Below are 15,183 nucleotides of genomic sequence, written 5' to 3'. Positions count from 1 at the left end.
ATGTCGTTGGCAAAAGCTTCGATGTGGACCGCCGCGTCCACGCTGGTCAAAATTGGCGTTGGCCTGCTGGTAGTCAAGCTGCTGGCGGTATCGTTTGGCCCTTCGGGCGTGGGTCAGGCGGGTAACTTCCGCCAACTGGTGACCGTGCTTGGCGTGCTCGCCGGAGCGGGTATTTTCAACGGGGTGACGAAACTGGTCGCCCAGCATCACGACGAGCCGACGCGTTTGCGTCAGGTCGTGGGCACCTCCTCGGCGATGGTGCTGGCTTTCTCCACGCTGCTGGCCGTGATTTTTCTGCTGGCGGCCGCGCCGATAAGCCGCGGTCTTTTCGGCCATGCGGACTATCAGGGGCTGGTGCGTCTGGTGGCGCTGGTGCAGATGGGGATCGCCTGGGCGAACCTGCTGCTGGCGCTGATGAAAGGCTTTCGCGATGCGGCCGGTAATGCGCTGTCGCTGATTGCCGGTAGCCTGATTGGCGTGGTGGCGTACTATGCCTGCTATCGGCTTGGCGGCTATCAGGGCGCGCTGTTGGGGCTGGCGCTGGTGCCGGCGCTGATTGTCATTCCGGCGGCGATCATGCTGACCCGACGCCGTGCCATCCCGTGGGGCTATCTCAAGCCACAGTGGGACACCGCGCTGGCCAGTCAGTTGGGTAAGTTTACCCTGATGGCGCTGATGACGTCGGTCACCATGCCGGTGGCCTACGTGATGATGCGAAACCTGATGGCAGCGCACTACAGCTGGGATGAAGTCGGTATCTGGCAGGGCGTCAGCAGTATCTCAGATGCCTATTTGCAGTTTATTACCGCCTCATTCAGCGTTTATCTGCTGCCGACGCTGTCGCGCCTGACGGCCAAAGCAGAAATCTCGCGGGAAATCGGCCGATCGCTGAAATTTGTCCTGCCCGCCGTGGCTGCCGCGAGCCTGACCGTCTGGCTGCTGCGTGATTTTGCCATCTGGCTGCTGTTCTCGTCGAAGTTTGTTGCCATGCGTGACCTGTTCGCGTGGCAGCTGGTGGGCGATGTATTGAAAGTAGGCGCTTACGTTTTTGGTTATTTAGTCATCGCGAAGGCATCGCTGCGTTTCTACATTCTGGCCGAGCTGAGCCAATTTGCGCTGCTGACGGCGTTTTCCCAGTGGTTGATTCCGGTACACGGCGCGCTGGGGGCGGCACAGGCTTACATGGCGACCTATATTGTTTATTTCACGCTGTGTTGCAGCGTATTTTTAATTTGGCGTAAACGGCAATGACCGAACTGATACATGTCCTGGGATCGGATATCCCTCATCACAACCAGACGGTGCTGCGGTTTTTTGCCGATGAACTGGCCGCAGAGCCCGCGCACGCCCGTCAGTTTATGGTGGTGAGCAAGGACGACGGCCTGGCGGCCGCATTTCCTTCGCTGATGATTGAACGCTACGCCGATAAATCGGCGCTGGCGAAAGCCGTGGTGACGAAGGCGAAAGCCAATCGCCAGCAGCGGTTTTTCTTCCACGGGCAGTTTAATACTGGCATCTGGCTGGCGCTGTTGAGCGGGGGCCTGAAGCCGTCGCAGGTGAGCTGGCATATCTGGGGGGCCGATCTTTATGAAGTCTCCCGCGGCCTGAAGTTCCGCCTGTTTTATCCGCTGCGGCGCATGGCGCAAGGGCGCGTAGGGCGCGTAGGGCGCGTGTTTGCTACCTGCGGCGATCTGAGCTATTTCGGCAATATGCATCCGCAGGTGCCCGGTGAACGGCTCTATTTCCCGACGCGTATGGACCCGACGCTCAATGCGCTGGCCGATCCTACGCCGCGAGAAGGTAAGCTGACCATTCTGGTGGGCAACTCTGGCGATCGCAGCAATGAACACATTGCCGCCCTGAAGGCCGTGCATCAGCAGTTTGGCGATACGGTTAACGTCATTGTGCCGATGGGCTACCCGGCGAATAACGACGTCTATATTGCTGAAGTAGACAGCGCCGCTCAGGCATTGTTTAGTCAGGAAAATGTACAGATTCTGCGCGAAAAGCTGGAATTTGATGCCTACCTTGCGCTGTTACGCCGCTGCGATCTGGGCTATTTTATTTTTGCGCGCCAGCAGGGCATCGGCACGCTGTGTCTGCTGATTCAGGCGGGGATCCCCTGCGTGCTGAACCGGCAGAATCCGTTCTGGCTGGATATGGCCGAGCAAAATATCCCGGTGCTGTTTACCGACGACGCGCTGACCGTACCGGTGGTGCGCGAAGCCCAGCGTCAGCTGTCGCTGGTGGATAAAAATGCGATTGCCTTTTTCAAACCGAATTATCTGGCGCCGTGGCATCGGGCGCTGCAACTGGCGGCGGGGGAAGCGGTATGAGCGAAATGCAGTTTACCGGGCTGTTTGTCGTCTGGCTGCTGTCGACGCTGTTTATCGGCACGTTGACCTGGTTTGAGTTCCGCCGCGTGCGCTTTAACTTCAACGTCTTTTTTTCGTTGTTGTTCCTGCTGACCTTTTTCTTCGGCTTCCCGCTGACCTGTACGCTGGTGTTCCGTTTCGGCGTGGGCGTTTCACCACCCGATGTGCTGTTGCAAACGCTGCTGATCTCCGTGTGTTTCTACGCGGTGTATTACGTCACCTACAAAACCCGGCTGCGCTCTGCCCATTCACAGGTGCCGCGTCGCCCGCTGTTCACGATGAACCGCGTTGAGACGCATATTACTTGGGTGCTGCTGATGGGGATCGCGCTGTTCACCGTCGGCACTTTCTTCCTGCATAACGGCTTCCTGCTGTTTAAGCTGCATTCGTACAGCCAGATTTTTTCCAGCGAGGTGTCCGGCGTCGCGCTTAAACGTTTCTTTTACTTCTTTATTCCAGCGATGCTGGTGGTCTATTTCCTCAAGCCCAGCTGGAAGCGGTGGATTGGCTTCCTGATTGCTACCGTCGCCTTCGGGCTGCTGACCTACGCCATTGTCGGCGGTACGCGGGCAAATATTATTATCGCTTTTGCCATCTTCCTGTTTATCGGCATCATTCGCGGCTGGATTTCACTGTGGATGCTGGCGGCGGCCGGGGTAATGGGTATTGTCGGCATGTTCTGGCTGGCGCTGAAGCGCTACGGTATGAACGTGAGCGGCGATGAAGCGTTTTATACCTTCCTCTACCTGACGCGCGATACCTTCTCGCCGTGGGAAAACCTGGCACTGCTGCTGCAAAACTACGACAAAATCGATTTTCAGGGGCTGGCACCGATGGTGCGCGACTTCTATGTGTTCATTCCCAGCTGGCTGTGGCCGTCGCGTCCGAGCATTGTGCTGAACACGGCGAACTACTTTACGTGGGAGGTTCTTAACAACCACTCCGGGCTGGCGATTTCCCCCACGCTGATTGGTTCGCTGGTGGTGATGGGCGGCATGTGGTTTGTCCCACTGGGCGCCGTGGCGGTAGGGCTGATAATCAAGTGGTTCGACTGGCTTTATATGCTCGGCAATCGGGAAAACAACCGCTATAAGTCGGCTATTTTGCACAGCTTTTGCTTCGGCGCGATCTTCAACATGATTGTGCTGGCGCGTGAAGGCCTGGATGCCTTCGGTTCTCGCGTCGTTTTCTTTATGGTGATTTTTGGATTCTGTTTGCTGGTGGCAAAACTGTTGTACTGGTTGTTTGAGCGCGCGGGGCTGATTCATCAGCGGTTAAGACGCCCTTCGCACGTTGGAGAAGCATAAGATGGCTGAATCACAGACCGCACCGACCTACGCCGTGCGTGGGATAAACCTGATCGGCTGGCGCAATATGCAGCACGCGCTGGACTATCTGTATGCGGGCGGTACCCTGAAGCAAGGAACGCTGGTGGCGATTAATGCCGAGAAGATCCTGACGCTGGAAGATAACCCTGAAGTACGGGCGCTGATTAACGCCGCCGAGTTTAAGTATGCCGACGGTATTTCCGTGGTGCGTTCAATCCGCAAGAAATATGCGCAGGCCAACGTGTCGCGCGTGGCGGGCGCCGACCTGTGGGAAGCACTGATGGCACGCGCGGGAGCGGAAGGCACGCCGGTATTTTTAGTCGGCGGCAAGCCGGACGTGCTGGCCGAAACGGCGCAAAAACTACGACAGCAGTGGAACGTGAATTTGGTCGGGACGCAGGACGGCTACTTTACCGCCGACCAGCGCCAGGCGCTGTTTGCGCGTATTCGCGACAGCGGGGCGAAGATCGTGACCGTGGCAATGGGGTCTCCTAAGCAGGAGCTTCTGATGCGCGACTGCCGTCAGGTGCATCCGGACGCGCTTTATATGGGCGTTGGCGGCACCTATGACGTTTTTACCGGCCACGTGAAGCGTGCGCCGAAGGTGTGGCAGAACCTGGGGCTGGAGTGGCTGTACCGCCTGCTGTCTCAGCCAAGCCGCATCAAGCGTCAGCTGCGGCTGCTGCGCTACTTACGCTGGCATTACACCAATAATCTCTGAATTTTCTGCGCGTTACCGTGAATGTATTGCGTATTTTCTGCGTAATACATTCACAAGCCCGATACTTTATCCCTCATTTATATTTGCCATTTAATCGAATTTGTTAAACCATTCCCATGCCCTGACGATGTATCCGTATTTTTACTGATACGTCCGCATCCGAAAGACATCTTTTTTTATAAAAATAAAACCGGCATCGACCGGACACATGCAAACACAAGAGGATTTATGGCAGAGAAGAAACCGGAGCTCCAGCGCGGTCTGGAAGCCCGTCATATCGAATTGATTGCCCTTGGCGGCACCATCGGCGTGGGCCTGTTTATGGGCTCGGCAAGCACCCTGAAGTGGGCCGGACCGTCGGTGCTGCTGGCCTATATTCTGGCGGGGGTTTTTGTCTTCTTCATTATGCGGTCGATGGGCGAAATGCTGTTCATTGAGCCGGTAACCGGCTCGTTCGCCGTTTATGCGCACCGTTATATGAGCCCGTTCTTTGGTTATCTTACCGCCTGGTCATACTGGTTTATGTGGATGGCGGTGGGGATCTCGGAAATTACCGCCATTGGGGTGTACGTCCAGTTCTGGTTCCCGGAAATGGCGCAGTGGATCCCGGCGCTCATTGCCGTGGGGCTGGTGGCGCTGGCGAACCTGGCCGCGGTGCGCCTGTACGGTGAAATCGAGTTCTGGTTCGCGATGATCAAGGTGACCACCATCATCGTCATGATCGTGATTGGCCTCGGCGTCATTTTCTTTGGCTTCGGCAACGGCGGCCACTCAATTGGTTTCAGCAACCTGACCGAACACGGAGGCTTCTTTGCGGGCGGCTGGAAGGGCTTCCTGACGGCGCTGTGCATCGTGGTGGCGTCATACCAGGGCGTGGAGCTTATCGGCATGACCGCCGGTGAAGCGAAGAACCCGCAGGTGACGCTGCGCAGTGCGGTTGGCAAAGTGCTGTGGCGTATCCTGATTTTTTACGTGGGTGCGATTTTCGTTATCGTTACCATCTTCCCATGGAATGAAATTGGCACCAACGGCAGCCCATTCGTGCTGACCTTTGCCAAAATTGGTATCACCGCTGCGGCCGGTATCATCAACTTTGTGGTGTTGACGGCCGCGCTGTCCGGCTGTAACAGCGGGATGTACAGCTGCGGGCGTATGCTCTATGCGCTGGCGAAAAACCGTCAGCTGCCAGCGGCGATGGCGAAAGTCAGCAAAAGCGGCGTACCGGCGGCCGGGGTGAGCGTATCCATTGTGGTTCTGCTGATTGGCTCCTGTCTGAACTACGTCATTCCGAATCCGCAGCGCGTCTTCGTGTACGTGTATAGCGCCAGCGTGCTGCCGGGGATGGTGCCGTGGTTTGTGATTCTGATTAGCCAGCTGCGCTTCCGTCGTGCGCACAAGGCGGCGATTGCCAGCCACCCGTTCCGCTCGATTATGTTCCCGTGGGCCAACTACTTGACCATGGCGTTCCTGATTTGCGTGCTGATCGGCATGGGCTTCAATGACGATACCCGTATGTCGCTGTTTGTGGGCGCGCTGTTTTTGGCCATCGTTACCGTGGTTTATAAGGTTTTTGGTATGGGCAAGGGCGTTGACGTGCAAAAATTGCAGAAATAAGCAACAAAACGCACAAACCATGAGCAAACGATAATTTTCTTTAAAAAGGCACTAGACAGCGGGGTAGGAAGTCCGTATTATCCGACCCCGCAACGGCGCTAAGCGCCCGTAGCTCAGCTGGATAGAGCGCTGCCCTCCGGAGGCAGAGGTCTCAGGTTCGAATCCTGTCGGGCGCACCATTTACCCGGTGCTGGAGCTGCGGTGGTTTTTATAACCGCGTAAAAGATTTGCAGTGGTGGCTATAGCTCAGTTGGTAGAGCCCTGGATTGTGATTCCAGTTGTCGTGGGTTCGAATCCCATTAGCCACCCCATTATTTGATAGAGTTGTGAATTTGCGAAGGTGGCGGAATTGGTAGACGCGCTAGCTTCAGGTGTTAGTGTCCTTTGGATGTGGGGGTTCGAGTCCCCCCCCTCGCACCACGACTTTAACGAATTGAACTAAAAATTCAAAAAGCAGTATTTCGGCGAGTAGCGCAGCTTGGTAGCGCAACTGGTTTGGGACCAGTGGGTCGGAGGTTCGAATCCTCTCTCGCCGACCAATTTTGAACCCCGCTTCGGCGGGGTTTTTTGTTTTCTGCTATCTCATGCACTTTCTGCCGCAATAAACGTTCTGTCGACATCATTCCTGGTAAATACAATAACGTCAGGCGTCTCACTTTTTTGTCTTATCACCCATTCTTTGCTGTGTGCCTTTATTTTGTGCCAGCGGCATAGGTTTCATATTATCTTTCAGACGAGTTTTCCCTGGCCGTGTGAAAGCCAATAGTGCCGTGATGGCGCCCCTGGAGAGTCGTTGCCGGGAAAACGATGGCCCCCCTATTCAAATATCATGCTAAGACATGCTTCGTGTTTCCCAGCGTTCTTTATCTATGCTTTTTATTATTGGCGAGATATGTATTCATTAGATAAAAATAATGAAGGCGACGTATTTATGTGCGCTATTTATATGCCGCGACGGCGAAAAAAAACGTTCATTTTTCTGTAACGGAAGGTGTCATCGCCGAAGATCCTGTGACATAATGCGCCGCGTAGATGCTCATTCCATCTCTTATGTTCGCCTTGTGCCTCATAAACTCAGGAATGACGCAGAGCCATTGACGGTGCTTATCGTCCACTGACAGATGTCGCGTATGCCTCATCAGACACCATGGACATAACGTTGAGTGAAGCACCCATTAGTTGTCGAATTAAACCTGTTTAACGCCTGCTCCCAAAAGAGCAGGCGTTTTTTTATGGCAAAAGGCAAATCGGTCGAAAAAAAAGGGGCCAGATGGCCCCTTTTGAGATAGGTAAGCGTTACGCCGGCGGATTGTTTTGCAGCGTCAGCATCAGACCGTCGCGGCGCATGGCGGCGGCTTCTTCCGGCTGCTTCAAGCGGTCGAGCGTATCGGCAAGCCATGCATAGTCGAAGGCGTCAGGGCGCTGTTTGAGCGCGGCGCGGAAGGCCAGGCTCGCTTCTTGCCATTCGCCGTGCTTCATCAGCGATTGCCCCAGCGTACTCCACAGCAGTGGGCGGTCGCCCACGGTTTTGATCTGCTGGCGCAGCAGTTTTTCCATCTGCTCCGGATTATTGGTGCGCAGACGCGGGATCAGCATCACCAGACGATCGTCATATTGACGTTTCAGCCCATCGATGATGATCTGCTGGGCGGTGTCATGATCGTCACACTCAATCAGATGATCCGCCATGGCCACCTGCAGGGCAACCTGATGACGGGTTTTACGGCTCTGATTTTTCCACCACTCGCGCAACCCTTCGCTGCCGCCATCGGCGCGGGCTTGATCCATCAGGCCAATCCACGCCTGCTGCTCCAGCGCCGCACGGTGGGCGTCATCTCCGACGTTGGCTTTCGCCATCGATGGGATGATATCCAACAGCGAACTCCATGCACCGGTTTCAATATAGGCCTGCTCGGCCAGACGCAGCACTTCCGGATGGCGCGGCGCGACCTCCAGCAGCTTATCAATGCCGTGGCGTGCGGCGTGGGTTTCATGGCGCGCCAGCTGCAAGCGTACGCGGGTAATTTCCACGGGAATCAGGTCATTACCGGCGTTTTCAGCGGCGCGCTGCAGATGTTGGTTCGCACGGGCTTCATCACCACGCTGCTGCGCAGCTTCGGCCGCCAGCAGGTAGTTCACCACCGGTTGCTCAGCGTGATCGGCATTTTTCGACATCAGCTTTTCAACCTGCTGATAGTCGCCTTCCGCCAGCTTCAGCAGGGCTTGTTCCGTTTGTTTACGCGCCCGACGGCGTTTACGGCCAACGAACCAGCCGCGGGTGTGGGCGCTGGTGCGGAAGATGCGGCGTAAAATCCACTCTATGGCGAACAGCACGACCATCATCAGAATCATGATGATAACCAGACCGGTAACGCTGGTTTCAATATTGTAGTTATCGGTCTGAATCAGCACGTAGCCCTGGTGGCCTGCGATCATCGGGCCTATCACCACGCCGGCGATCAGCAGCGCAAAGAGCAAAAGAACTTTAAGCATCGATTACTCTCCTTGCGGTGCGGCAGGGGTGGGCGGCACGGGCGCGGCCTGGGCGGCGGCAGGTGGCTCTGCCGACGGCTGCTCGACGGCGGGCTGCGCCATCAGATTACGCACGCGGGTCTGCATCAGTTTTTCCAGAATCGGCTGGCTTTGCAGCGTTTCCGGTACGTCCATCGCGATGCTCTGCTGGCTGAGCTGGTCTATCTCGCTCAGGAAGGTTTTCGTCGCCGCGTCTTCGGTATCGTAGTACGCGCGTACCCAGGTGGAGACGTTATCCAGCGCCTGCTTGTAGGTTTCTTGCTGATGGCGCGGTACCGCCTGCGCGGCGGCCAGCAGCTGCGCGCGGATATTTTCGCGCAGATAGATATCCTGGTTTGGCGCCAGCAGCGGGACGGCGGTTTCATCGCGGCGGCGAATGGTAATAAAGCTGTCCATAAAGTTCTGCCAGCTTTTTTGCAGATTGACGCGCCATTCGCTCAGCGACGCCGACAGCTCGCTGTCATCGCTGTCCATCGGGGAGTCGTCGGTATTGTTGTCCGCAAGGCGCAGATTATCGACCTGGTTTGCCAGCTGGTTCACTTTCAGAATAATGCCATCGAAGTCGACCTGTGAAACGGCCGAAAGGCTGGCGATGTCTTCAGTGATGGCGCGGCGCGCGGTAATCAGGCTGGGATCGTTCATGTCCGCCAGGCTGGCATCAGCGCTTTTCAGCAGCGCAGCGGCGGTGGTCACGTCCTGGTCGCTCCACAGCTTACGCCCGGCCAGCTTCACGAGGAAATCGGCCTGGGCCAGTAGCCAGGTTTTTGAATCGGTGCCGGAGATGGCGGCCACTTTTTGCTGCACTTCATCCAGCTGTTTGGCCATCGCGCTCTGCTGGGCTTTTGCCTCTTCCAACTGCGTGGCCTGCTGTTTAAGGGTGGTTTCCAGCGCCTCTTTTTGCGCGTCCTGCGTTTTTTGCAGGGCGATAAGCTGATTGGCGAGCGTATCGCTGGCGGTGGATTGATTGACGGCCTGCTGTTTGCCCCAGCCGTACAGGCCGACGCCGGCAGCCAGCGCGATGGCAATGGCAACGGCGCTCAGCACCAGACTGGTTTTCCCGCCGGTATTTTTCTTCTCAGCATTTTCTGGCTTACGAGTCTCGGGCTGCGGCGTGGTGGTCACGACGTCTTCGGACTCTTCAACCACGGCGGAGTTTTCTTTTTGTTCCGTCATTATGGCTTCCAATTTTGAGAGTTATTGTAATGCGCGCAGCAGCGCATCGTTGTCTGCGCTATCGGCAACCTGAATATCCTGCCAGCCCATTTCCCGGGCCAGTTTTGCAATGCGCTCACTCACCACCAGTAACCGGCACTTGAGCAACCAGCTTTCCCGGTACCAGAGGGGAATCAGCGACCAAAGTTGTTGCAGCATTTCGCCGCTGGTCACCACGAGGGTCGAGACTTCCCGCGACTGCCAGCGCATGGCTTCTTCCGCGCCGTCATAGTGAATGGCGCTGCGCTGATAACATTCACATAAGGTGACGTCGGCGCCGCGGGCGGTCAGCGTTTCGGCTAACAGCTCCCGGCCGCCATTGCCGCGAAGAATCAGCGCTTTCTTCCCGGCAATATTTTGTAATTCAGGTAATTGTAGCAACACTTCGCTGATTTCCCGATCTAAAGGGTATCGTACGTCAATGCCGATAGCCTGATGCAGGGCCAGCGCGGTGGTGCGACCAATCGCAAAATAGCGTGGCGCGGTGGGCCAGCTAAGACGCTGCTGCTGCAGATGCGCATGGGCGAAACTCACCGCATGCTGTGAGAGCACGAACGCGAGATCTCCGTTGCCGAGCGCGCCGAGCGCCTGGCCGAGCTGGTTCAGCTCGCGACCGGGAGTAAACTCAATCAGCGGGAAGCTCCAGGCAACTCGCCCCAGCGCGCGCAAACGGCTCACGAGCTCTTCACTTTGCGGGGAGGGACGGGTCACCAGAATGGTCATTCGGCGGTGTCTCCGTCGTAGACGGCGGCAAGGATGGCGCGCGCGCCGTTATTGAGCAGTTCGTCGGCCAGCTCAATGCCCATCCGCTCGGCGTCTTCGGGTTTACCGCGACGTTCACCGCATACCATCTGGCTGCCGTCGGGCGCACCGACCAGCGCACGTAGCCACAGCTCGCCGTCAAGCAGTTCGGCATAGCTGCCGATAGGTACCTGACAGCCGCCTTCCAGTCGGGTGTTCATGGCGCGCTCGGCGCAGACGCGCACGGCCGTTTCTGTGTGGTTCAGAGGCGCGAGCAGCGCGCGGGTTTCGGCGTCGTCGAGGCGGCATTCGATACCGACGGCGCCCTGACCAACCGCCGGTAATGATTCTTCCGGCGACATTGGCTGGCGAATACGTGACTCGAGAGCAAGGCGTTTCAGGCCGGCGACAGCGAGGATAATGGCATCGTAGTCGCCGTTATCGAGTTTACTCAGGCGCGTGCCCACGTTACCGCGCAGCGAGCGAATAACCAGGTCCGGGCGACGCCGTGCGAGCTGGCACTGGCGGCGCAGGCTGGAGGTGCCGACAATGCTGCCTGCCGGGAGATCGTCCATGCAGGCGTAATGGTTAGAGACAAAGGCATCGCGGGGGTCGTCACGCTCACAGATGGTGACCAGGCCAAGCCCTTCAGGGAACTCGACCGGAACGTCTTTCATCGAATGCACGGCAATATCGGCGCGGTTTTCAAGCAGGGCGAGCTCAAGCTCTTTGACAAAAAGTCCTTTACCGCCCACCTTCGCCAGCGGGGTATCAAGGATAATATCGCCGCGGGTCACCATTGGCACGAGCGTCACCGTTAGCCCAGGATGGCTGGCCTCCAGGCGTTCTTTTACATAGTGCGCTTGCCAGAGCGCGAGCGGGCTTTGGCGTGTGGCAATTCTCAAAACTTTGTCTAACATGCTTGTTACCGTCATCTATCGTCCGTTGTTCATCCTAACATTGTTGCCTTAATGATGTTAGTTTTCAGGGATTCATACCCTGAACAATTCGCGATGCAGGAAACGTGCCTTCCGCATAAATGAAGAGGTGCATAAACGGGGTTGTGTTTACCGTTTATTACTGGCACTGTCTTGATCGTATGCCGGGGTTTACAGCAGCATTCAATGCTACACTGGTTGTAGTGCAACATTCTTTACGGTCAACCGGCAAGGTGTTAAATTGATCACGTTTTAAACCATTTTTTGTCCAGAATTCGATAATCACAACGGCGGACAAAAACGGTAACGGTTCTTCTTGTTGAAATATTAAAGCCTCCGTATCGGTACCCATCTAAGATGCACCGGGGCTTTGAACATCAGGCGATATGTCTTGTACCTCTATATTGAGACACTGAAACAGAGACTGGATGCCATCAATCAACTGCGTGTGGATCGCGCGCTTGCTGCCATGGGCCCTGCTTTCCAGCAGGTATACAGTCTGCTGCCGACATTACTACATTATCATCATCCGCTGATGCCGGGTTACCTTGACGGTAACGTTCCCAAGGGCATCTGCCTCTACACGCCTGATGAAACCCAACGCCATTATCTTGACGAGCTCGAACTGCATCGCGGTATGCCGCCGCAGACCACCGCGAAAGGCGAACTGCCGATTACCGGCGTGTACTCGATGGGCAGCACCTCGTCCGTCGGCCAGAGCTGTTCCTCCGACCTCGACATCTGGGTCTGCCACCAATCGTGGCTCGATAATGACGAACGCCAATTGTTACAGCGCAAATGCAGCCTGCTGGAAAGCTGGGCGGCATCGCTGGGCGTTGAAGTCAGCTTCTTCCTGATCGACGAAAACCGCTTCCGCCATAACGAGAGCGGCAGCCTGGGTGGGGAAGACTGCGGTTCAACGCAGCATATTTTACTGCTCGACGAATTCTACCGTACGGCGGTACGCCTGGCGGGCAAGCGTATTCTGTGGAATATGGTGCCGTGCGAAGAAGAAGATCATTACGACGACTACGTGATGACCCTCTACGCCCAGGGCGTGTTGACGCCGAACGAATGGCTTGACCTCGGTGGATTGAGCTCGCTCTCTGCCGAAGAGTACTTTGGTGCCAGCCTGTGGCAGCTGTATAAGAGTATCGACTCGCCGTATAAAGCGGTGCTGAAAACCCTGCTGCTGGAAGCCTACTCCTGGGAATACCCCAATACGCGCCTGCTGGCGAAAGACATCAAGCAGCGTCTGCACGACGGCGAGATCGTCTCCTTCGGTCTTGATGCCTACTGCATGATGCTGGAGCGCGTGACCGAATACCTGAAGGCGATCGACGACGAAACCCGTCTCGATCTCGTCCGCCGTTGCTTCTACCTCAAAGTGTGCGAAAAGCTTAGCCGCGAGCGCGCCTGCGTCGGCTGGCGTCGTGAGGTGGTTGGGCAATTGGTGAAAGAGTGGGGCTGGAGCGAAGAACGCCTGGCGATGCTCGACAACCGCGCCAACTGGAAAATCGATCAGGTGCGTGAAGCGCACAACGAGCTGCTCGATGCCATGATGCAGAGCTACCGTAATCTGATCCGCTTTGCGCGCCGTAACAACCTCAGCGTTTCCGCCAGCCCGCAGGATATCGGCGTGCTGACGCGTAAACTGTACGCCGCGTTTGAAGCGCTGCCGGGTAAAGTGACGCTGGTGAACCCACAGATCTCCCCGGATCTTTCCGAGCCGAATCTGACCTTTATCTATGTGCCGCCGGGGCGCGCCAACCGTACGGGCTGGTATCTTTATAACCGCGCGCCGAACATGGAATCGATCGTCAGCCATCAGCCGCTCGAATATAACCGCTATCTCAACAAGCTGGTGGCCTGGGCCTGGTTTAACGGACTGTTGACCTCGCGTATGCGCCTGTTTATTAAGGGCAACGGTATTGTTGATCTGGCGAAACTGCAGGAAATGGTTGCTGACGTGTCGCACCACTTCCCGCTGCGTCTGCCGGCGCCAACGCCGAAAGCGTTGTACAGCCCGTGCGAAATTCGCCATCTGGCGATTATCGTCAACCTCGAGTACGACCCGACGGCGGCCTTCCGCAATCAGGTGGTGCATTTCGACTTCCGTAAGCTCGACACCTTTAGCTTTGGCGAAGACCAGAAATGCCTGGTTGGCAGCGTCGATCTGCTGTACCGCAACTCGTGGAACGAAGTGCGTACCCTGCACTTCAACGGCGAGCAGGCGATGATTGAAGCGCTGAAAACCATTCTGGGCAAAATGCACCAGGACGCCGCGCCGCCGGATAGCGTGGAAGTGTTCTGCTACAGCCAGCATCTGCGCGGTCTTATTCGTACTCGCGTACAGCAGCTGGTGTCAGAATGCATTGAACTGCGCCTCTCCAGCACCCGTCAGGAAACCGGGCGTTTTAAAGCGCTGCGCGTCTCCGGCCAGACCTGGGGCCTGTTCTTTGAACGTCTGAACGTGTCGGTGCAGAAGCTGGAAAACGCCATCGAGTTCTACGGCGCCATTTCGCACAACAAGCTTCACGGCCTGTCGGTACAGGTTGAGACTAACCATGTGGAATTACCGCCGGTGGTCGACGGTTTTGCCAGCGAAGGGATTATCCAGTTCTTCTTTGAAGAGTCGGGTGAGGACCAGGGCTTTAATATCTATATTCTCGACGAAAGCAACCGTGCCGAGGTGTATCACCACTGCGAGGGCAGCAAAGAGGAGTTGGTGCGCGATGTCAGCCGCTTCTACTCGTCGTCGCACGATCGCTTTACCTACGGCTCAAGCTTTATCAACTTTAACCTGCCGCAGTTCTATCAGATTGTGAAGGTCGACGGCCGCGCGCAGGTGATTCCGTTCCGCAGTCAGGCGGTTGTGCCACCGCCGTCGAACCACGATAGCGATAACGCCCCGCTGTTACAGCAGTATTTCTCGTGAGAGTCATGCCGGATGGCGTCTTCGCCTTATCCGGCCTACTCGGTTTGTGCTTTTTGTTGGCCGGATAAGGTGTTTACACCGCCATCCGGCAATCCACCTTAGCGGAAGCTCACCTCTTCGCCCGCCTGCTGTGTCGCCGCCTGTTCCAGCAGGTCCCAGAACGTTTCGCCGCTGCGATCGCACACCCATTCGTCACCCTTCAGGTCAAAATGGTAGCCGCCCTGCTTGGTTGCTAACCACACCTGGTGCAGCGGCTCCTGACGGTTAATAATGATCTTGCTGCCGTTTTCAAAGCTGATGGTTAGCACGCCGCCGTTGATTTCGCAGTCGATATCGCTGTCGCCGTCCCAGTCGTCCAGACGCTCTTCGATGGTCAGCCACAGGGTGTCTGCAAGGCGATGGAATTCACTGTCGTTCATTGTTGTTTCCCGTTATTTAGTGATGGCGGCAGTATAGCGTGAAACAAATCACGTTGCAGTCAGGTGCTTAACGCTTGCTTTTGCGCCTTCTCCTGCGATGATAGAAAATAGAAAGCATTGAACTACAGGCATCCTCAGAATGAATAAGATTTTTCGACCGCTGGCATTGTTACTCGCACTGTTTAGCCTTGCTGGCTGCGGCCTGAAAGGCCCGCTCTATTTTCCTCCGGCCGATAAGACGGCGGCACCGCCGACCAAATCCGCCACGCCTCCAGTGCAAAGCGCGACGCCGGACCGTAACGATCGCGCCAATAGCGGCGGCCCAACGCAGGTTAATAACTAATATCATCGTGCTGTACCGCGCA

Annotated in this window: 12 protein-coding genes and 4 tRNA genes; 11 read left to right on the top strand and 5 right to left on the bottom strand. The window is 56.5% G+C overall.

Annotation, left to right across the window (positions count from 1 at the left end):
• The 9 genes from wzxE to H7R76_RS22650 all read left to right on the top strand — a co-directional run bounded on the left by wzxE (position 1) and on the right by H7R76_RS22650 (position 6,577).
• Complete coding sequence (gene wzxE / locus H7R76_RS22690; RefSeq protein ID WP_106929831.1) at positions 1–1,251, top strand: lipid III flippase WzxE; 1,251 nt, start codon at positions 1–3, stop codon at positions 1,249–1,251.
• Positions 1,248–2,336 carry a TDP-N-acetylfucosamine:lipid II N-acetylfucosaminyltransferase gene (locus H7R76_RS22685; protein ID WP_182966556.1) on the top strand — a complete coding sequence of 363 codons (1,089 nt, stop codon included), beginning with the start codon at positions 1,248–1,250 and terminating at the stop codon, positions 2,334–2,336. The genes wzxE and H7R76_RS22685 overlap by 4 nt, the downstream gene beginning before the upstream one ends.
• A complete protein-coding gene (gene wzyE / locus H7R76_RS22680; protein ID WP_106929836.1) occupies positions 2,333–3,682 on the top strand; it encodes an ECA oligosaccharide polymerase in 1,350 nt (449 codons plus the stop codon). The genes H7R76_RS22685 and wzyE overlap by 4 nt, the downstream gene beginning before the upstream one ends.
• 1 nt (position 3,683) lies before the next feature.
• Positions 3,684–4,424, top strand: coding sequence for a lipopolysaccharide N-acetylmannosaminouronosyltransferase (gene wecG / locus H7R76_RS22675; RefSeq protein ID WP_106929838.1), 741 nt, complete (start codon positions 3,684–3,686; stop codon positions 4,422–4,424).
• 228 nt (positions 4,425–4,652) lie between these two features.
• Positions 4,653–6,038 (top strand): bifunctional threonine/serine APC transporter ThrP, encoded by a 1,386-nt coding sequence (thrP, locus tag H7R76_RS22670; protein WP_106929840.1) that lies wholly within the window; start codon positions 4,653–4,655, stop codon positions 6,036–6,038.
• A 102-nt stretch (positions 6,039–6,140) separates the two neighbouring features.
• Positions 6,141–6,217 (top strand) — tRNA-Arg (locus H7R76_RS22665).
• 56 nt (positions 6,218–6,273) lie between these two features.
• Positions 6,274–6,349: transfer RNA gene (locus tag H7R76_RS22660), tRNA-His, on the top strand.
• A 23-nt stretch (positions 6,350–6,372) separates the two neighbouring features.
• Positions 6,373–6,458 (top strand) — tRNA-Leu (locus H7R76_RS22655).
• A gap of 42 nt (positions 6,459–6,500) precedes the next feature.
• Positions 6,501–6,577 (top strand) — tRNA-Pro (locus H7R76_RS22650).
• 757 nt (positions 6,578–7,334) lie between these two features.
• Here H7R76_RS22650 and hemY read toward each other — a convergent pair.
• The 4 genes from hemY to hemC are packed head-to-tail and all read right to left on the bottom strand — an operon-like array spanning position 7,335 to position 11,443.
• Entirely contained in the window at positions 7,335–8,531 is a 1,197-nt protein-coding gene (gene hemY / locus H7R76_RS22645; protein ID WP_106929842.1) for a protoheme IX biogenesis protein HemY, read from the bottom strand.
• A 3-nt stretch (positions 8,532–8,534) separates the two neighbouring features.
• Complete coding sequence (gene hemX, locus H7R76_RS22640) at positions 8,535–9,743, bottom strand: uroporphyrinogen-III C-methyltransferase (RefSeq protein WP_106929844.1); 1,209 nt, start codon at positions 9,741–9,743, stop codon at positions 8,535–8,537.
• A 21-nt stretch (positions 9,744–9,764) separates the two neighbouring features.
• The gene (hemD, locus tag H7R76_RS22635) at positions 9,765–10,505 is read right to left on the bottom strand and encodes a uroporphyrinogen-III synthase (protein ID WP_182966554.1); all 741 of its coding nucleotides are present in this window, start codon (positions 10,503–10,505) and stop codon (positions 9,765–9,767) included.
• The gene (gene hemC, locus H7R76_RS22630; protein ID WP_182966552.1) at positions 10,502–11,443 is read right to left on the bottom strand and encodes a hydroxymethylbilane synthase; all 942 of its coding nucleotides are present in this window, start codon (positions 11,441–11,443) and stop codon (positions 10,502–10,504) included. Before hemC ends, hemD begins: the two co-directional genes overlap by 4 nt.
• Before the next feature lie 409 nt (positions 11,444–11,852).
• Between hemC and cyaA the strand changes: the two genes are divergently transcribed.
• A complete protein-coding gene (gene cyaA, locus H7R76_RS22625) occupies positions 11,853–14,399 on the top strand; it encodes a class I adenylate cyclase (protein ID WP_182966550.1) in 2,547 nt (848 codons plus the stop codon).
• A gap of 98 nt (positions 14,400–14,497) precedes the next feature.
• Here cyaA and cyaY read toward each other — a convergent pair whose 3' ends face one another.
• Positions 14,498–14,818 (bottom strand): iron donor protein CyaY, encoded by a 321-nt coding sequence (cyaY, locus tag H7R76_RS22620; RefSeq protein ID WP_106929852.1) that lies wholly within the window; start codon positions 14,816–14,818, stop codon positions 14,498–14,500.
• A 139-nt stretch (positions 14,819–14,957) separates the two neighbouring features.
• Between cyaY and lptM the strand changes: the two genes are divergently transcribed.
• Entirely contained in the window at positions 14,958–15,161 is a 204-nt protein-coding gene (lptM, locus tag H7R76_RS22615; RefSeq protein WP_182966548.1) for an LPS translocon maturation chaperone LptM, read from the top strand.
• The last annotated feature ends 22 nt before the right edge of the window (positions 15,162–15,183 follow it).

Origin of the sequence: Klebsiella sp. WP8-S18-ESBL-06, assembly GCF_014169755.1 — a bacterium.
Classification (GTDB): Bacteria; Pseudomonadota; Gammaproteobacteria; order Enterobacterales; family Enterobacteriaceae; genus Kluyvera; species Kluyvera ascorbata_B.
This window is presented reverse-complemented; position numbering and strand designations above follow the sequence as displayed.